The sequence below is a fragment of the Rhodococcoides navarretei genome, from assembly GCF_038069675.1.
In the GTDB taxonomy this organism is placed as follows: domain Bacteria; phylum Actinomycetota; class Actinomycetes; order Mycobacteriales; family Mycobacteriaceae; genus Rhodococcoides; species Rhodococcoides navarretei.
Genome location: NZ_JBBPCN010000001.1, coordinates 2768631 through 2786846 on the forward strand (window position 1 = coordinate 2768631; position 18216 = coordinate 2786846).

Here is an 18216-nt window from a genome sequence, read left to right on the forward strand (position 1 = left end):
TCGTCAGATCGGACTCTCGAGCCATGCCCAGTCCAGACCGATCCAACCCCCGACCAGCGCGAACGTGCCCAGCAGCCACAGCGTCGCCAGCACGACGACCGTGGTGAACAGCACGCCGAGTCCCTTGACGAACATCGACTGCGCCGAGAACCACGCCATGAACGCGTCGTATCTCTTACGCACGAATCGCAGCGCACTCTTGGCCCACGCGAATTCCGAGGCCAGGATGCCCAGCCCCGCGAACACGATCAACCAACCGGGCCCCGGGTAGGGAATGGCCAGTACACCCAGCACCAACACAACGGTGCCGACGACACCGACCGTGATTCGGTACGTGAGGTCGAGGGACCTGTTCTCGGCGATGCGTGCCCGGAAGCGCCGGTGCTTCACCTTGGCTGTGTCCATCGGACCCTGGTCGGCAACGGCCTGAGGCTTCGACTGTTCGGTGCTCACCGGCTCAGGTTACCGGCCGCGAACGCAGAGAAGGCCCACACCGGCAAGCGGTGCGGGCCTTCTCTCCTGTGGTCCCGGCTGGGATCGAACCAGCGACCTTCCGCGTGTGAAGCGGACGCTCTCCCACTGAGCCACGGGACCGAACGAGGCAAAATATTAACACGAGGTGCCGCGGCGAACCGAATCGCCCGCCCGATCGGCGAAGACGTCGTCGCACTGCCTCGGCAAGTCGCGTCGCGCCTCTGCTTTCACATCGTTCACATGCGTGAATCGACCGAATTCCGCAGCTGACCACGAGATTTGTGAGTTTCACTCCCGTTGGGTTAATGTTTTCCCCGCACCACGGAGACAACAACTGCCCAGCAGTGAGCGCCTCCGGGGTATGCGGATGTGGCGCAGTGGTAGCGCATCACCTTGCCAAGGTGAGGGTCGCGGGTTCGAATCCCGTCATCCGCTCGAGGGTCTCGACCCATGGTGGAGTGGCCGAGTGGTGAGGCAACGGCCTGCAAAGCCGTGCACACGGGTTCGATTCCCGTCTCCACCTCGCTAGTGCATCGGTCGCACGACCGATGCGAGGACACGCGCGATTAGCTCAGCGGGAGAGCGCTTCCCTGACACGGAAGAGGTCACTGGTTCAATCCCAGTATCGCGCACCACAGTTCGACCAGGTCCGGCCCCCTACCACGGGGGCCGGACCTTTTTTGTGCCGGCGTCGCCTTCGATCCGTACTGCCCGACCTCATGGCGAGACCTGTGTGCGGGTCCGTCTGGAAACCAGATAGCCGAATGCTGTGGCCAATACGTACATGAGGACCGAGTAGACAGCGGCCGGTATCGCCACCTCGGTGCTTCCGAGCACGCTCAATGCGACTGTGAGGGCAACGGTGGTGTTGTGGATTCCGATTTCCATCGAGATTGCGATCGACTGCGGCTCACCCATCTTCAGCAGTCGCGCAGCACCGTAGCCGATGGCGAGGCTTGCGAAGCAGAACAACCCCGTCACCAGTCCGACCTGTTCGAGGTAACCGACAACGTTGGATCGCTCGCCGATGAGAGCGCCGACCGCCACCGACACCAAGATGACGATCGAGAAGATCCGGACCGGTCGATCCGCGCGTTCGGCCAACCCCAGAGAGCGATTGCGCACCAGCATTCCGAGTGCGACCGGAATCAATACGATCGCTATGACCTGCACGATCTTGCCGAACTGCAGGCCCAATTCTCCGTCTGCATCGAAGTAGGCGATGGCGAAGTTGGTGATGACGGGAATGGTCACGGCCGCCAGAACCGAATTGACCGCAGTCAATGTGACGTTGAGTGCCACGTCCCCACGGAACAGGTGTGAGAACAGGTTCGCGGTGGTCCCGCCCGGCGAGGCGGCGAGCAGCATCACTCCGACAGCCAGCAACGGCGGTAGGTCGAACAGAAGAATCAGTCCGAATGCGAGAACCGGAAGAACCAGGATCTGAAGAGCCAGGGCTATCACAACGGCCCGTGGCGTGCGTGCGGTGCGTCGGAAATCCTCGACGGTCAGCGACAAGCCGAGTCCGAACATGACGATCGCGAGTGCGATGGGCAGAAACGTCGAAATCACTACCGAGTCGTCCATGAATTCCTTCTGGTGCGAGAAACGTGAGATGAGTGTGCGGCATTCGTCCGATTCTGGCGAGAGTTCGCTGTGCAGAATGAAAATGAGCTGATCGGGTTGCCTGCCCGGTCGAGTCGACATTTCCGACGGATCGACGGCCCGCATCCCGAAGTCAGGTGTGGTGATTCACGCCATAGACGTGCACAGTGGAGACGACGCACACACTTCGATGGAAGGACACTCACGTGTCGGACGATGCTCAGAGCGAACCCACAGTCGACGACGCCACTCTGGAGGAAGCGAAGAAGTCCGTCGAGGGCCTCGACGACCGTTACCGACCCGGCGCCCGCCCCACCGTGGCCCTTCCTGGAACCAACGGCACCGTTGCGGGAACCGCTTTCGCGGACATGGTCGACGACAACGGTGAGATGGTGGACTCCGATGACCAGGACTCCGCCGACTCCAACGGCTCTGCCGACACGGATCACGCCGACAACCAGGAAAAGGTAACGTCCTCGAACGATGCCTGAACTCGATGGTCCCGACGCCCCCGCCGATATCGATCTCGGCGGGGGCGTCGCCTTTCTGCACACACCGTCGATACCGTCACGGGGCGGCCTCGCTCTGACGCACGGTGCGGGCGGCAACTGCGAGTCGCTGCTACTGCAGCGCATCGCGGCAGTATGGACGGCAGCCGGGTTCACGGTGCTGCGGTTCGATCTTCCTTTTCGTGTACGCAAACCGAAGGGACCACCGCATTCGTCCCGTTCGGACGAGGACCGGCTGGGCATCGCCGCGGCCATCGATCGTCTTCGCGCCGCTACGGACGGATTCATCGCATTCGGTGGGCATTCCTACGGTGGCAGGCAAGGGTCGATGATCGCGGCCGACCGCCCGGGCCTCGTCGACGGACTCGTCCTGACGTCCTATCCCCTGCACCCGCCGGGCAAGCCGGACAAGGCTCGTACACAGCATCTTCCCGACCTGCGAACACCGACGGTCGTGGTACACGGCTCGAAGGACCCGTTCGGCACCACTGCCGAACTGACAGCTGCACTCGCGCTGATCCCGGCCCACACACTGCTGGTCGACATCGAGGGCGCGGGCCACGACCTGGCCCCTGTCAAGTACGACGCGGCAACAAAAACCCTTGCCGGTGCCGTCTCGCTGTTCGGTGCCCCGACGTCCGATTCGTCTGTTGTCGTCCCGCTCTTCGACCCGTTGCGCTGAAGTGGTCTACTAAGGCATGCCGACCTGGGGATGGTTCATCGTTGCGTTGGTCCTCGTCGACGCCGCGGTGCTCGCGGCATGGCTGTTGGCCCGCAAGAAGCCCGGCTCGTCCCCGGAGACCGCGAAGAACATCAGGCTCATCGGTCTCGACGAGAGCGCCCGCGCAGACATTCATCGACTGCTGGCCGCGAACAAGAAGATCCAGGCCATCAAGGTATTTCGTGAACGAACAGGTGCCGGGCTCGCCGACGCGAAGAACGCGATCGAGAACGTCGAGCGCGGGGAGCCGTTTCCGTCCTCGGCCACCATCGTCGACGCTGCACAATCCGGTCCGACACCCTGGGACGATCTGATCCCGCGATTGCAGTCACTGAAATCCGAAGGAAAAGCGATCTCGGCCATCAAACTGTTGCGCGACCGCACCGGCCTGTCGCTGCGGGATGCCAAGAATGCGGTGGATCTGCTGTGACGGTGCGCGTGGCAGCTCTCGCCGATGCGCATCGCGTCGCCGAGGTGGCCGCGTCGACCTTTCCGCTCGCCTGCCCGCCGGGAACCCGAGCGGAGGACATCGAGCAGTTCATCTCGACGGTGTTGTCCGTACGTCATTTCGAGAACTACATCGCCGACGCGACCAGGACGGTCCTCGTCGACCAGACAGTCGAGGCGGACGTGGTGGGTTATGCGCTTCTCGTGTCCGAGACGCCCACGGACCCGGACATTCGCGCGGCCCTCTCGACCCTGCCGACCATGGAAATCAGCAAACTCTATGTGCGGCCGACCGCGCACGGCAGCGGAGCCGCCGGGCGACTGATGTCGTCATCGTTGAGTCATGCACGCGATTCTGGTTGTGCCGCAGCATGGTTGGGCGTCAACCAACAGAACGTGCGGGCGCAGAAGTTCTACGCCAAACACGGGTTCGAGATCGTGGGCACCAAGACCTTCGTCGTCGGAGTCCAGACGCACGACGACTACGTCATGCAGGTGAGGCTGTGACGTCCACTCAGCCGACTGCAGCGAAACGCGACAATGCAAGCAGACGCGAGGTGGCGCGTAGGTACTTCTTGCGGTAGCCGCCGGCCAACATCTCCTCGGTGAAGATCTCGTCGAGCTTGCCACCCGAGGCCGTCACCGGGATGCCTGCGTCGTACAGACGATCGGCGAGGACCACGAGTCGCAGAGCGATGGCCTGGTCCGATGCCGGGTGCACGTTCTTCAGGAACACCGCAGGAATGCCGTCGAGCAACTTGCCGTAGCGCGAGGGATGCAGTGTGCTCAGGTGCTTCAGCAGATCGTCGAAGTCGTCCAGGGTCGCACCGTCGATGGTGTCGGCACGCTCGACCAGTTCGGACTCGGACGTGGGCTCGGGGGCCGGGGGCAGATCGCGGTGGCGGTAGTCGGGGCCGTCGACGCGGATGGACTCGAATATCGAGCCGAGCTTCTTGATCTCCCGCATGAAGTCCTCGGCGGCGAAGCGACCCTCACCGAGCTGCCCGGGCAGGGTGTTCGACGTCGCGACGATGGACACTCCGCGCTGTGAGAGCTCGGAGAGCAACCGCGAGACCAACATCGTGTCGCCGGGATCGTCGAGCTCGAACTCGTCGATGCACAGCACGCTGTGGTTCGAGAGTTCCTCGAGTGCCTTGTTGAAGCCGAGAGCACCGACCACGTGGGTGAGCTCGACGAACGTGCCGAACGCCTTGGGCTCGGGAACGCTGTGATAGATCGACGCCAGCAGGTGAGTCTTGCCGACGCCGAAGCCGCCGTCGAGGTACAGGCCGGCACCGACGGCAGGGGTCTTCTTGCCGAAGAGGCCGCGCTTGCCCTTGCCACGGATCTTCTGGACCTTGCTCGCGAACTCCTCGGCCTTCGCGACTGCAGCAGCCTGCGTCGGCTCCTTGGGATCTGGAATGTACGAGGAGAAACTGACGTCGTCGAACATCGCCGGCGGGACCATCTGCGCGATCAGCTGATCGGAGGGGACCACGGGATTTCGGTCGACAAGGCGTGCGGACATTTGTCGAGCGTAACGACGTGGTCTGATCTCTCTCATGCAGCTTCTCGATATTGGGACCTACTTCACATCGGAGCAGGCGACCGCGTCCATGCCCACCATCGGTTCGATACTCGACGACGATGCCATCCGCGCCCTACACGCCTACCCGACCGACCTGGCCCGCCCGTGGATCCGCACGAACTTCGTCGCCAGCATCGACGGATCGGTCACCGCGAACGGTAAGTCGGCGGGCCTCGGCACCCCCGCGGACGCCCGACTGTTCGGCATCCTGCGCGAACTGTGCGACGCCGTCCTGGTCGGTGCCGGAACCGCTCGTGCCGAGAACTACGGCGGCGTCTCGCTGTCCGACGAGGCGACAGCACGACGGGTGGAGGGCGGACTGGCACCGATTCCGACCATCGTGGTGGTCACCGCCTCCGGTTCGATCGACGCGGATTCCCGATTGATCACCGACACCGACGTCAAGCCCGTCGTGGTGACCACGACAGCGGCTGACGGCTCGAAGGTGGCCGCGCTTCGGTCGGCGGGAGCGACGGTGATCGAGGTGTCCGGCGAATCGGTGTCGACCGGCGACATCATCGCGACACTGACCGACCTCGGATTCCACCGCATCCTGTGCGAGGGCGGACCGGGATTGTTCGGACAATTGGTGTCCGACGGTGCAGCCGACGAGCTGTGCCTGACGGTTTCGCCGATGCTGGTCGCCGGAGAGGCGGGCCGTATCGCCCACGCCGGCGACGCGTCCGACACGCCGATGCAGCGGACGCACGTTCTCGGTGACACGGACGGGACGCTGCTCACACGCTGGGTACGCCGGCCATGAGCAGCGCGCGGTCCACCCCGGTGACATGAGCTCGCGATGCTCGCGGCGCGGCACCGATCGAAAAGTCGATAGCCTCGCACGGTGACGCAGAAACGTACGTTGCTCGCCGCCGCCCTCGTCCTCGCCACATCGTGCGCGGCCTGTGGTGCCGGGCCGTCGATGCGGCCCGATGTCGCGGTGGAGCAACGCTCCCCCGGTCAGCCCGCCGAGTCCTCGCCAGAAGCGCCGCCGGAACCGGAAGCACTCGCAGTTCCGACCTCCGATCTCGCCTGGGCCGAGTGCACCGATGCGACACTCGGGACGTTCGGGCTCACCTCTACTACTCCGGGGTTGACCCTGGAGTGCGCGGAGTACGAAGCCGACGTCGACGCCAGCGGGCAGATGTTCGGCACTTTCGCCGTCGGTGCACTGCGAGCGCGACTCGATCGCACACCGGCCGATGCGGGCCCGTTGGTCTTCACCTCCGGTTCGGATCGGTCCTCGATCGCCACGCTCGCGACGATGTCTGCCGGTCCGCTCTCGACCCTGCTCGAGGCGCATCCCGTCGTCGCGGTGGACCGACGTGGCATCGGCCGATCCACCGCCGTGGACTGCATCGACGACACCCTCCAGTCTCCTACCAAGTCTGCTGTCGATGCACTGGGGCAGTTCACCAGATCCGACGCCGATGCCGTGGACCGAGCCGTCGACGCCGGTCGGGACGCCACCATCGAGTGCACCGACACGTTGCAGCCACAGGAACTCGCCTTCGGCACCACCTACGCCGCCGATGACCTGGACCGCCTACGACAACTCTGGGGAGTGGACCGGATCGGAGTGATCGGCTCGGGCAACGGCGCGCTCACCGCGTTGGCCTACGCGGCGAAGTTTCCGGACAACATCGCCCGCCTGATCCTCGACTCGCCGACCGGAATCGGTGCCGATCAGATCACGCTTGCCGAACAACGGACCCAGGGCAAAGAAGCAGCCTTCACTGCATTTGCCCAGCGTTGTGTCGCTCTGAACTGCTCTCTCGGCAGCGACCCGACGGCCGCCGTGGCGGAGCTGCTCGGACGCGCGGCCGGTGGCGAATTCTCGCCGCTGTCCACCCACGAAATCCTGAACGGCATCACTTTCGCGCTCGCATCGACCGCAGGCGACGCGTCGTCGCGGGCCACCGGCCTGTCGACGACCCTGTCGGCGGCTGCCGCGGCCGACACCACCGCGCTGGAGGCCCTCGCCGAACGCGGTCGAAACGCCTATGGCACCGACGGACAATTCGTTTCTCGCTGCACGGACGGGCAGCAGTGGCCGTCGCCGCAGGGAGTTCGCGACCTGTCGTCGCAGTGGAACGACCGCTATCCGATCTACGGCACCGACGCCGCTCTCACGGCGCTGCTGTGTTCGTCGTGGCCGACGGCTCCATCCATTCCGCTGCCGTCGTCTCTGGACGTCCCGGTGTTGGTCCTGTCCAACGCCGGCGACCCGATCGTCGGCAATGGCGGCCTGTCCTCGGTGACCGGGTTGGTCGGGGCGTCCGGTGCAGGCGTCGCCTCGGCCGCATGGCAGGGCAGCGGGCACCCGAGCCTCGGCGGATCCCAGTGTCTGCAGAGCGCTGCGGTGAACTACGCCCGCGACACCGCGCTTCCGACGGACGGCACCGTCTGCCCCGCCTGAGTCGGGTGCCCATCGCGGGGTGTCCTTCGCCGGCGCAGTCGTCGCCTCGGGTACCGTTCCCGGGTGTCACTTAGCTTTCTGGAGCCGCGGTCAGGGCGGACGACCGCCGAGGTAATCAAGTACGCCCTGTGGCCCATCGCCATCATGACCGTCATCCAGCGCGTGGTGATCAAGGCGGTCAACGGTGACGTCACCAACGACTTCAACCCGGTGTACAGCGCTGCCCTGGCATTCCTGAACCGCCAGCCGGTGTACACGGCCAACTTCGACTCGGTCGATCCGCACTACCTGTATCAACCGAGCGCGACGATGCTGCTCTCCCCCATCGCCGTCATCGATCCCGAGCGGTCCCGCTGGCTGTTCATCATCGCCAGCACCGTCGCGATTCTGCTCGCGCTGTACATCCTGTTGCGTATCTTCGGATTCCGGCTCGATTCGGTTGCGGCCCCCGCACTCCTGCTGGCGGCCTTCGTCAGCGAAACCGTGACCAACACGTTGGTGTTCACCAACTTCAACGGCTTCGTCCTTCTCGGTGAGGTGGCCTTCCTCGGGTATCTACTCCAGCGCAAGGACCTGTCGGCCGGCGTTGCCATGGGTCTGACTCTGGCCATCAAGCCGATGCTCGCGCCGCTGCTGCTGCTTCCGCTGATGACGCGTCAGTGGAAGGTCTTCATCACCTCGATCGCGATCCCCGTCGTGATGATGGCCATCGCCTGGCCGCTGTCGGTCGACCCGATGAACTTCATCGACCGGACGTTGCCGTACCTACTGCAGACTCGCGACTACTTCAACAGCGCCGTTGTCGGCAACGGGCGCTACTACGGTGTTCCCGAACTGCTGACGCTCGGCATCCGTGCGGTTCTGGGAATCATGGTTCTGATCTCGCTGTGGTTGCTCTACCGATACTGCCGCGAGGATCGTCTGTTCTTCTTCGCGACCACCTCCGGACTGATCCTGACCGCACACTGGCTGCTGGGATCACTGGGCCAGATGTACTACTCCATGATGCTGTTCCCGCTGCTGATGACCGTCGTGCTGAAGAACTCACTGCTACGCAACTGGCCCGCCTGGCTCGCGATCTACGGGTTCATGAACTACGACCGATGGCTGTCCGGGCGGTGGATCGAAACCGGCCGCGCACTGGACTATCTCCGAACCACCTTCGGGTGGGCGCTGCTGATCGTCGTCATCTTCGGTGTTCTCGTCGGACGCTATTTCGCCGCTCGAAGCGAAGGACGACTGGACGACGGAATCGAACCGAGCTACCTGCTGCCGAGCGCGCCACCTGCGAAAACGGCATAGCCCGACAAATCGTATTAGCGTGGAAGCATGAGTTCAGCAACCGACAACAACTCCGCTCCCGCCGTCCAGCTCACCGACGCACAGTGGCGCGAGAAGCTGACCCCCGAGGAATACGCGGTGCTCCGCCAAGCAGGCACCGAACGCCCGGGCGTCGGCGAGTACACCGACACCACCACCGAAGGCATCTACGAGTGCCGAGCCTGCGGAGCCGAATTGTTCCGCAGCACCGAGAAGTTCGAATCCCACTGCGGCTGGCCGTCGTTCTTCGATCCGGCCGACAGCGATGCCGTGATCCTGAAAGAGGACACCACGCTCGGAATGCGCCGTGTCGAGGTCGTCTGCCGCACCTGCCACAGTCACCTCGGCCACGTCTTCGAGGGCGAGGGCTACCCCACGCCGACCGACCAGCGGTACTGCATCAACTCGATCTCGTTGACGCTCAAGCCTGCATCCTGATCCGCTCTGCTCGAGCCATACTGTGAGCATGCGCACTTTCACCTCACCAGAGCAGATCAAGGCCGCCGTCGGCGAAGACCTCGGTACCAGCGATTGGCTGCAGATCACCCAGGAACGGGTGAACACTTTCGCCGACGCCACCGGCGATCATCAGTGGATCCACGTGGACGTCGAACGGGCGAAGAAGGAAAGCCCGTTCGGCGCACCGATCGCACACGGATTCCTGAGCCTGTCCCTGGTGTCGATGCTCAACTGGCAGATCTACACCATCGAGAACACCAAGCTGGGAATCAACTACGGCTCCAACAAGGTTCGCTTCATCAACCCGGTGAAGGTCGGCGCCCACGTGCGCCTGCAGACCACCCTCGTCTCTGCCGAGGAAGTATCCGGTGGAGCACTACAGCTGGTGACGGCGGGAACGTTGCAGATCGAGGGCGAGGACAAGCCCGCGCTCGTCGCCGAGATCATCTCTCGGGTCGTGTTCTGACCCCGGATCGAACAGGTGGATCGAACGCGGTGATCGGCGGCAACGGCTCGTCGTAGCGTTCGATCTCCACCAACACGTGTTGGCCGGTGCACCCACGTGCGAGCGCCGACGATCCCTCGTCTGCGGTGAGCACGTTCACGCTGCCGTGCTTGCACATCGAATCGGGATCGGCCGGATCTTCGGGGTCGTACCAGGCCCCGGTGGACAGCTGTACGACCGATTCCAGCATCGCGTCGTCGATGATCACACCGGCCAGGCACGAGCCGCGGTCGTTGAACACCCGCACGACCTCACCGTCCGATACTCCCCTGGCCGCGGCCGCAGACGGGTGCATGCGTACGGGCTCGCGGCCCTGAATCTTCGAGTTGCGGCTCACCGCACCGTGATCGAGCTGACTGTGCAGCCTGGTGCGCGGCTGATTGGCGATCAGGTGCAACGGGAACTGTTGGGCGCGTGGTCCGCCGAGCCATTCCTGCGGCTCGAACCACATCGGATGCCCCCGGCAATCGTCGTAGTCGAAGCTCGCAACCGTTGCCGAGAAGATCTCGATCTTGCCGCTCGGGGTGCGCAGGGCGTTCCCCACCGGGTCGGATCGAAAATCTTGGAGGAACGTCAGATCGTCCTCGGTCTGCATTCGAAACGACCCCTCGCGCCGGAAATTTTCGTACTCCGGCGTATCGACGCCGCCTGCGCGTAGATATCCGCGCCACTGCCCGTACAGATGCTCCAGCCATTGCTGCGAGCTACGTCCCTCGGTGAACTGCTCACCCACACCGAGTTTCGCCGCCAGCTCGGCGAAGGTGTCGTAGTCGTCTCGCGAATCTGCGAAGCGGGCCACGGCGGGTTCCATCGCGACGAGCAACGGATCGTTGCGCGTGCAGCTCAAGTCCGACCGTTCCAACGACGTGGTCGACGGTACGACGATGTCGGCGTGCTTGGCCATCGGTGTCCAGTAGGGATCGTGCACGACGACGGTGTCGGGTCTACCGAGAGCGCGACGCAGCCGTCCGAGATCCTGGTGATGGTGGAACGGATTCCCTCCGGCCCAGTAGACGACCTTGATGTCCGGATACGTCAATCGCTCACCGTTGTAATCGAATTCACCACCGGGATCGAGCAACATGTCCGAGACCGCGGCCACCGGAATCAAATCGGGCACCGGATTGATTCCCTGTGGCAGGGTCGGTAAGGGATACGGCACCGGGGCCAGACCGGGCTCGTTCATCGAGCCGTAGCCGTGTCCGAATCCCCCACCGGGCACGCCGATCCGACCCAACATCGATGCCAGCGTGATGCCCATCCACGGGGCCTGTTCGCCGTGCTGCGTTCGTTGCAGCGACCACGTGACCGTCACCATCGTGCGTTTCGACGCCATCTCCCGCGCGAGATCCGCGATCTCCGCAGCCTCGATGCCGCAGATCGTCGACGCCCACTGCGGGGTCTTGGGTGTGCCGTCCGTGATGCCGAGCAGGTACCGCTCGAACTCCGGATAGCCCTCGCAGTACTTCTCCAGAAACGCTGTGTCGTGCAGCTTTTCGTCGGCGAGCACGAATGCGAGCGCCAGCATCATCGCTACGTCGGTGCCGGGTCGCGGGGCGATCCAGCGAGCGTCGCCACTCATGTCGTTTCGTAACGGACTCACGGTGACGATCTGCCCACCCCGGGCGCGCATCGCGTCGAGCGAGCCGACCGTCGGATGATCCGACGTGCCACCGTGATTGATACCGGTGTTCTTCACCGGAACTCCGCCGAACGCCACCAGCAATTCGGTGTGTGCGGCAATCACGTTCCAGGACGTGGAGCGCGAGAACATCTTCCAGTGCGCACCGAGGACGTGCGGCATGATGACACCGGTCGCACCCAGTGAGTAGCTGTGCACCGATCGCGTGTAACCGCCGATGCAGTTCAAAAAGCGATGCACCTGACTCTGCGCGTGATGGAAGCGTCCGGCGCTCGCCCACCCGTACGACCCGCCGTAGATGGCGTTGTTACCGAATGTGTCTACTACTCTGCGCAATTCGTTCGACAGTAGGTCCGTCAGCTCACCCCACGAGACCTCGACGAACTCGTCGCTGCCACGCTTGTCGGTCGGCCCTGGCCCGTGCTCGAGCCAGCCCCTGCGCACCGCCGGTGCGGTGACACGGGATCGATGGGTCACCGACCCGACGATGTTACCCAACACCGGGGAGGGATTGCTGTCCGTCGCCTGCGGATGGACTGCGGTGACATCACGTCCGTCCGACTCGGCACGGAACATGCCCCAGTGGCCCATGTGCTGGGCACCGGCTACTCGGGTCATCGAATTCCGAACGCGCTCAACGCTGCCAGCAGGGCATCGGGCCGCTGGACCGTCGGCACCGGATCCACGAGCGCGAAGTGGCACCCGATGTCCCGCGCGGCACCGTCGGCCTCGGCGCTGTCCCCCACCATCAGCGTGCGTGCGGGATCGACGCCAAGGGCCTGGACCGCGTGCCGAAAGATCTCCGGCTGCGGCTTGACGTGCCCGACCTCGAACGAGAGCACGAAGTGATCCACGTACCGATCGAGATCGCGATCGACGAAGGCAGGACGGATGTCGAAGGCGATATTGCTCAGCACCCCTACCCGAACCGATTCGCGCGCAAGCCTTTTCAGCACCGCCGCGGTGTCCGGATACGGCGTCCACGAGTCTGCGTCGATCACGCGTCCGTACACCGACGCGGCCTGCTGCGGATCGGTGACCCCGGACTGCGCGAGCACGTGCAGATACGCCTGTCGGTGCAGGGCTGGGTCGAGGTCTCGGTGTCGCCAGGCATGACGCGTCGCGTCGTCGAACTCGACCGTCTCCCCCACCGGTGCCGTCATGCGCCGCATCAGTTCCGCGGCTCCTGCTCCGTCGACCGGAGTGCCGTCTGCATCGTGGATGCCGTCGAACCAGGTCGGGTGCTCCTCCAGCCGGAACAGCGTGCCCGAGAAATCGAACAGGACGGCGTCGATCGCGGGTGTGCCCGTTGTCGTCACGGCAGGGATTCGACGAGCGCGTCCACCTCGACCCGAGGGCCGGTGAAGAACGGGGTCTCCTCGCGCACGTGTCGCCTTGCCTCGGTGGCCCGCAGGTCACGCATCAGGTCCACGATGCGATCGAGTTCTGGGGCCTCGAAGGCCAGGATCCATTCGTAGTCGCCGAGTGCGAACGACGGCACGGTGTTCGCCCGCACGTCCTTGTAGCCCCGGGCAGCCATGCCGTGATCGGCGAGCATCGTCCGACGCTCGTCGTCGGGCAGCAGGTACCAGTCGATCGACCGGACGAACGGGTAGACACAGATGTATGCGCCCGGATCCTCACCCGCGATGAAGGCCGGGACGTGGCTCTTGTTGAACTCGGCCGGGCGATGGAGGGCGGTGTTGCTCCAGACCGGAGTGCTCGCCTTGCCCAGTGCGGTGGTGCGCCGGAAGTCGGAGTATGTCGCCTGGAGGTCCTCGATGCGTTCGGCGTGCGTCCACACCATGAAGTCGGCGTCGGCACGCATACCGGCGATGTCGTAGACCCCGCGCACCGCTACACCCTTGTCTTCCCGACTTTCGAAGAAGACTTTCGCCTCCTTCGCGGCCTCGGCCCGATCCTCGCCCAGAACCCCGGGCGTGACTTTGTAGACCGAGAACATCAGATAGCGGAGAGTCGAGTTGAGCGCTGAGTAATCGAGGCGTGCCATGGCCCTATCGTGCCACTTCGAGCACACGGGCGGCAGCGGTGGTGGCGGACGCAATACACGCGGGCACCCCGACGCCGCGCTGCCAGGCTCCCGTGACCTCGAGGCCGGGTAGGTCGGCAACTCCGGCCTCGATGGCAGCAACGCGATCGAGGTGCCCCGGCGCGTACTGCGGCAGGCCTCCCGGCCATCGCTGCACGGTTGCCGCCAGCGGACGTGCATCGACGCTCGACACCGTCTCGAGGTCCGCGAGCGCGATCGCGATCGTGTCCTCGTCGGATCGGTCCGAGGCCGTGGAGTCGCCGAAGCGGCCTAGCGAGGCCCGCAGCAGTACCGCATCACGCTCCCCGAGGTGCGGCCATTTGCGGCTCGACAGGGTGAAGGCCTTGACGTCCAGGCCTGCGTCCGTGGCCACCAGGATTCCCGAGTTCTGCGGCAGCTCCGTCGTCTTGGGGAAAGCGAGCGCGACGACGACCGACGATGCAAGTTCGATATCCCGCGCGGCCTGCGACGCCGCTGGCGCCACCTCCGCGATCAGCCGACCGAGAATCGGCGCCGGGACCGCCAGCACCACTCCGTCGACGAGTCCGACGCCATCGACGAACCACCCGTCGGACTCGCGGCCTATTCGACCCACGTGTGCTCCGACGACCGTTCGGGCATCGGTCGCGGCGACAAGAGCGTCGAGCAGTACCGCATAACCGTCGCGCAGGCCGCCGAACACCGGTCCGGGCGACGGGGTGGGCAATGCTGTCAGCACTGCCTCGGTCAGGTTCGCCGCGCCGCCGTCCAACGCGGCAGCCAACGTGGGCAGTGCCGCGCGGACGCCGATCGAGCTCGACGAACCGGAGTACACACCGCCGAGCAGTGGATCGACCGAACGGCTGACCACCTGAGAGCCGAATCTGGTGCCCACGAGATCGGCCACACTCACGTCCGAACCCGCGGTCCATGCGAAGGGCCGCGCGGTCTCGGTCTCGATGAGGTGCAGGTCTTGGGGGTCCACCAGATCCCGTACCGAGTCGGCAGAAGACGGGATACCCATCAGGGTGCCGAGCGGAAGTGCGTGTGTTCGACCGCCGGAGAAAACGAGCGGACGCACCGGCGCGGGGTACACCAGTTGATCCGACAGGCCCAACTCGGCGAGCAGTGCCGGCACCTCCGGCCGTCGACCGATGAAGGCTTCCGCACCGACGTCGAGCGAGTCCGTGCCGACTGTGGTGGTGCGCAGCGTGCCGCCGATGCGGGACGAGCCCTCGACGAGAGTGATCTCGGCATCCGGCCCGCAGGACTGCCGAAGGCGATACGCCGCGACGAGGCCGGAGATTCCGCCGCCGATCACGGCGTACCGCCGGACGGTCACAACGAATGCACCAGCGACACCACGCGCGTCAGAATCTCGGGATCGGTATCGGGCAGCACTCCGTGTCCGAGGTTGAACACATGTCCGCGCGCTCCGGCCGCCACCGCGCGGTCTCCTTCGGCGGCGATGCGTCGAACTTCCGTCTCCACGGCATCCCAGCCGGCGAACAGCACCGCTGGATCGAGATTGCCCTGGAGGGCTTTGCCGCTGCCGACGCGGTGCACGGCGTCGTCGAGTGGGATCCGCCAGTCGACGCCGACGACGTCGGCCCCGGCCTCACCCATCGCCCCGAGCAGTTCTCCGGTTCCGACGCCGAAGTGGATCTTGGGTACACCGGCCGAGGACACGGTGTCGAACACTCGCGTCGAGTGCGGCAGCACGAACTCGCGATAGTCGGCGAGGGACAGCGCACCCGCCCAGGAGTCGAACACCTGCACTGCGTCGACGCCTGCAGTCAGCTGAGCCTGCAGGAACGTGATCGTGGTGGTGGCCAGCGCGTCGAGCAGCGCGTGCCACGTCGCCGGATCGGACCGCATCAGCGCTTTGGTCTTCTCGTGATTTCGGCTCGGACCACCCTCGACCAGATACGACGCGAGCGTGAAGGGCGCGCCTGCGAAGCCGATGAGCGGCGTACCACCGAGTTCTCGGGTGAGGATCCGCACCGCATCGGCCACCGGCTCCACCTGATCGGCGGTCAGAATCGGCAACGCGGCGACGTCGGCAGCCGACCGTACAGGCTGCGCGACGACCGGTCCGGTACCGGCGACGATGTCGAGGTCTATGCCGGCAGCCTTGAGCGGGACGACGATGTCCGAGAACAGGATTGCCGCGTCGACGTCGTGCCGACGGACGGGTTGCAGGGTGATCTCGGCCACGAGGTCGGGCCGGAAGCACGAATCCAACATGCCGATACCTGCACGAATCTTGCGGTACTCCGGCAACGACCTACCGGCCTGGCGCATGAACCACACCGGCCGACGCGAGGGAGCTCGACCCGCGATCGCGGCGAGGAACGGCGCGTCCGGGAGTTCTCGGCGGGCGGGGGCGGCGGCGTGCGGTTCGGCGTTCATCGACGTCCATGCTGCCACGCGTGAGAAGTGCAACCGCCACCAAGGGCGACACACCCACCGCAGTTCGATCACGACTCGGCGCGCCTACGTCGCAGGGCAACGTGACGCGTCTAACGTCCGATGACGTGACCGAACCCCGATCAACCGCCGAACCTGCGCCTTTCCGCGCCGCCATCGACGCGATGCATCGGGCTCAGGTACACCCGGCGATCGAAATCGGTCCGATCAGGCCGCCGCAACGTCTCGCTCCCTACAGTTACGCAATCGGGGCCGAGGTCAAACACGCCGAGTCCGAGCAGATCGAGGAACAGAGCGACGGCGACGCATTCGGTCGTCTCATCCTTCTGTACGACCCCGACGGAGCGGAAGCCTGGAACGGCACCCTGCGACTGGTCGCCTACATTCAGGCGGACGTGGACGAATCCCTCGCCGACGATCCTCTGCTTCCCGAGGTCGGCTGGAGCTGGTTGGTCGACGCACTCGAGTCGCGGTCGGAGCCCCTGAACGCCCTGGGTGGCACGGTCACCTCCACCAGCTCGGTGCGCTACGGCGACATTGCCGGGCCACCCAAGGCTCATCAGCTCGAACTTCGCGCTTCGTGGACGGCGACGTCCGAGGACCTCTCGACGCACGTCGAGGCGTTCTGCGAGGTGCTCGCCTACGCGGCCGGATTACCGCCCGCGGGCATCACCACCCTCGGCCAGCGCAGTTCCAGCCGGACATAGTGGGCGGTCCTCCCACCCGCAGGGCCTAGAGTCACTTCTCATGTCAGCCGAGAGTTCTCCCGAGACCACGCCGGACGACGAGGCGAACGTGCCTGTCGCCGTTCCGCTACTGGCCCCGGCTGACGGCGTACCCGACGTGGTCGACACGCCGGACGCCGTGCGCGCGGCAGCCGCCCTGCTCGCAGCGGGTCACGGCCCCCTCGCCGTCGACGCCGAACGCGCCTCCGGCTTCCGCTACTCGCAGCGCGCCTACCTTCTGCAATTTCGCCGCCGCGGCTCAGGCACCGTTCTGCTCGATCCGATCCCGGTCTCCGGCGACCTCGCTCCGCTCGCCGAGGTGATCAACCCGCTCGAATGGGTACTGCACTCCGCCGATCAGGACCTACCGGGACTCGCCGAACTCGGCCTGGTACCCGCCACGCTCTACGACACCGAACTGGCAGGACGCCTCGCCGGATTCGATCGAGTCGGACTCGGTGCCATCGTCGAACGCACCCTCGGACTGGCGCTGCAGAAGGGCCACGGGGCCGCCGACTGGTCCACCCGGCCCCTGCCCGACACCTGGCTCAACTACGCGGCACTCGACGTCGAGGTTCTTCTCGAATTGCGCGACGCGATGGCCGAGGAGCTCGACCGGCAGGGCAAGACCGACTGGGCAGCACAGGAATTCGCCCACATCCTCACTCTCGGGCCGCCCAAACCCAAGACCGACAGATGGCGTCGGACATCGGGAATCCATGCGATCAAATCTCCCCGCACCCTCGCTGCCGTTCGCGAACTGTGGACCACGCGAGACGAATTGGCGGCCAAGCGTGATGTGGCGCCGAGCCGAGTGTTGCCCGACTCGGCCATCGTGGCGGCGGCAACAGCGGACCCGAAAACCTCGCGAGAGCTCGAGCAACTTCCGGTCTTCGGCGGTCCCCGTCAACGCAGATCGTCCCGATTGTGGGCCACGGCGCTGACTCGCGCGCGGGCACTGCCGACCTCCGAGTTGCCTTCGATGGCAGCCTCTTTCGACGGTCCACCTCCGGTCAATCGATGGGCCCGCCGCGATCCCGACGCGGCTGCCCGACTCGCCGACGTCCGAGCGGCGATGACCGAGCTCAGCGAATCGGTGTCGGTTCCGGTCGAGAATCTGCTGATGCCCGATCTGTTGCGTCGACTGGTGTGGGATTGGCGAACACCGGCCGACCCCGCCGTCGACCCGGCCGAGCTGATCGACGCGCGACTGGTCGAGGGAGGTGCTCGGCCCTGGCAGCGCACGGTGGTGGTGCCGGTACTGACCGAAGCACTGCACCCTTCTCAAGTTACCGACGGGTAATACCGGCTACAGTAGGGGCGCGTCCGGGCACCCGGGCGAG

The 18216-nt window shown here is 65.3% G+C and carries 19 protein-coding genes and 4 tRNA genes; 14 read left to right on the forward strand and 9 right to left on the reverse strand.

From position 1 onward, the window contains the following. Positions 1–3: 3 nt before the first annotated feature. The gene (locus tag AABD04_RS12955; RefSeq protein ID WP_341443037.1) at positions 4–405 is read right to left on the reverse strand and encodes a TIGR02611 family protein; all 402 of its coding nucleotides are present in this window, start codon (positions 403–405) and stop codon (positions 4–6) included. A gap of 117 nt (positions 406–522) precedes the next feature. After that, positions 523–594 (reverse strand) — tRNA-Val (locus tag AABD04_RS12960). A gap of 243 nt (positions 595–837) precedes the next feature. On the opposite strand from AABD04_RS12960, the gene AABD04_RS12965 reads away from it, so the two are divergent. The 3 genes from AABD04_RS12965 to AABD04_RS12975 all read left to right on the forward strand — a co-directional run bounded on the left by AABD04_RS12965 (position 838) and on the right by AABD04_RS12975 (position 1109). Beyond that, positions 838–909: transfer RNA gene (locus AABD04_RS12965), tRNA-Gly, on the forward strand. A 17-nt stretch (positions 910–926) separates the two neighbouring features. Next, a tRNA-Cys gene (locus tag AABD04_RS12970) sits at positions 927–997 on the forward strand. A gap of 37 nt (positions 998–1034) precedes the next feature. Beyond that, positions 1035–1109 (forward strand) — tRNA-Val (locus AABD04_RS12975). Between the two features lie 82 nt (positions 1110–1191). On the opposite strand, the gene AABD04_RS12980 is transcribed toward AABD04_RS12975, so the two are convergent. Beyond that, positions 1192–2061 carry a bile acid:sodium symporter family protein gene (locus AABD04_RS12980; protein ID WP_341441426.1) on the reverse strand — a complete coding sequence of 290 codons (870 nt, stop codon included), beginning with the start codon at positions 2059–2061 and terminating at the stop codon, positions 1192–1194. 224 nt (positions 2062–2285) lie between these two features. Between AABD04_RS12980 and AABD04_RS12985 the strand changes: the two genes are divergently transcribed. From AABD04_RS12985 to AABD04_RS13000, 4 genes are read left to right on the forward strand one after another with little or no spacing between them, the layout of a single operon-like run. After that, a complete protein-coding gene (locus AABD04_RS12985) occupies positions 2286–2570 on the forward strand; it encodes a hypothetical protein (RefSeq protein ID WP_341441427.1) in 285 nt (94 codons plus the stop codon). Beyond that, positions 2563–3270 (forward strand): alpha/beta hydrolase family protein, encoded by a 708-nt coding sequence (locus tag AABD04_RS12990; protein WP_341441428.1) that lies wholly within the window; start codon positions 2563–2565, stop codon positions 3268–3270. Before AABD04_RS12985 ends, AABD04_RS12990 begins: the two co-directional genes overlap by 8 nt. Before the next feature lie 16 nt (positions 3271–3286). Then, entirely contained in the window at positions 3287–3739 is a 453-nt protein-coding gene (locus AABD04_RS12995) for a hypothetical protein (protein ID WP_243593178.1), read from the forward strand. Then, positions 3736–4263, forward strand: coding sequence for a GNAT family N-acetyltransferase (locus AABD04_RS13000; RefSeq protein WP_341441429.1), 528 nt, complete (start codon positions 3736–3738; stop codon positions 4261–4263). Before AABD04_RS12995 ends, AABD04_RS13000 begins: the two co-directional genes overlap by 4 nt. A gap of 7 nt (positions 4264–4270) precedes the next feature. Here AABD04_RS13000 and zapE read toward each other — a convergent pair whose 3' ends face one another. Next, positions 4271–5284: a cell division protein ZapE gene (zapE, locus tag AABD04_RS13005; RefSeq protein ID WP_243593179.1), complete on the reverse strand. Its 1014-nt coding sequence runs from the start codon at positions 5282–5284 to the stop codon at positions 4271–4273. A 34-nt stretch (positions 5285–5318) separates the two neighbouring features. Here zapE and AABD04_RS13010 point away from each other — a divergent pair, with 34 nt between their 5' ends. The 5 genes from AABD04_RS13010 (at position 5319) to AABD04_RS13030 (ending at position 10008) form a co-directional block, all read left to right on the forward strand. After that, complete coding sequence (locus AABD04_RS13010) at positions 5319–6107, forward strand: pyrimidine reductase family protein (RefSeq protein WP_341441430.1); 789 nt, start codon at positions 5319–5321, stop codon at positions 6105–6107. 81 nt (positions 6108–6188) lie between these two features. Beyond that, positions 6189–7763 carry an alpha/beta fold hydrolase gene (locus tag AABD04_RS13015; protein WP_341441431.1) on the forward strand — a complete coding sequence of 525 codons (1575 nt, stop codon included), beginning with the start codon at positions 6189–6191 and terminating at the stop codon, positions 7761–7763. Positions 7764–7826: 63 nt separating this feature from the next. Beyond that, a complete protein-coding gene (locus AABD04_RS13020) occupies positions 7827–9065 on the forward strand; it encodes a glycosyltransferase family 87 protein (protein WP_341441432.1) in 1239 nt (412 codons plus the stop codon). Between the two features lie 27 nt (positions 9066–9092). Further along, positions 9093–9521: a peptide-methionine (R)-S-oxide reductase MsrB gene (msrB, locus tag AABD04_RS13025; protein WP_094615235.1), complete on the forward strand. Its 429-nt coding sequence runs from the start codon at positions 9093–9095 to the stop codon at positions 9519–9521. 28 nt (positions 9522–9549) lie between these two features. Continuing rightward, complete coding sequence (locus AABD04_RS13030; protein WP_183130156.1) at positions 9550–10008, forward strand: MaoC family dehydratase; 459 nt, start codon at positions 9550–9552, stop codon at positions 10006–10008. Here the strand turns inward: AABD04_RS13030 and AABD04_RS13035 are convergent. From AABD04_RS13035 to hemE, 5 genes are read right to left on the reverse strand one after another with little or no spacing between them, the layout of a single operon-like run. Next, positions 9986–12307 (reverse strand): molybdopterin-dependent oxidoreductase, encoded by a 2322-nt coding sequence (locus AABD04_RS13035; protein WP_341441433.1) that lies wholly within the window; start codon positions 12305–12307, stop codon positions 9986–9988. The genes AABD04_RS13030 and AABD04_RS13035 overlap by 23 nt on opposite strands. Beyond that, a complete protein-coding gene (locus AABD04_RS13040) occupies positions 12304–13008 on the reverse strand; it encodes an HAD family hydrolase (protein ID WP_341441434.1) in 705 nt (234 codons plus the stop codon). Before AABD04_RS13040 ends, AABD04_RS13035 begins: the two co-directional genes overlap by 4 nt. Further along, on the reverse strand, positions 13005–13700 hold the full coding sequence (hemQ, locus tag AABD04_RS13045; protein WP_243593185.1) for a hydrogen peroxide-dependent heme synthase: 696 nt from the start codon (positions 13698–13700) through the stop codon (positions 13005–13007). Before hemQ ends, AABD04_RS13040 begins: the two co-directional genes overlap by 4 nt. Before the next feature lie 4 nt (positions 13701–13704). Continuing rightward, positions 13705–15060: a protoporphyrinogen oxidase gene (locus tag AABD04_RS13050; protein WP_341441435.1), complete on the reverse strand. Its 1356-nt coding sequence runs from the start codon at positions 15058–15060 to the stop codon at positions 13705–13707. Next, positions 15057–16130, reverse strand: coding sequence for a uroporphyrinogen decarboxylase (gene hemE / locus AABD04_RS13055; RefSeq protein ID WP_341441436.1), 1074 nt, complete (start codon positions 16128–16130; stop codon positions 15057–15059). Before hemE ends, AABD04_RS13050 begins: the two co-directional genes overlap by 4 nt. A gap of 125 nt (positions 16131–16255) precedes the next feature. Between hemE and AABD04_RS13060 the strand changes: the two genes are divergently transcribed. Beyond that, complete coding sequence (locus tag AABD04_RS13060) at positions 16256–16855, forward strand: DUF3000 domain-containing protein (RefSeq protein WP_341443038.1); 600 nt, start codon at positions 16256–16258, stop codon at positions 16853–16855. A 40-nt stretch (positions 16856–16895) separates the two neighbouring features. Then, positions 16896–18176, forward strand: a complete 1281-nt coding sequence (locus tag AABD04_RS13065; protein WP_341441437.1) for a ribonuclease D — start codon at positions 16896–16898, stop codon at positions 18174–18176. The last annotated feature ends 40 nt before the right edge of the window (positions 18177–18216 follow it).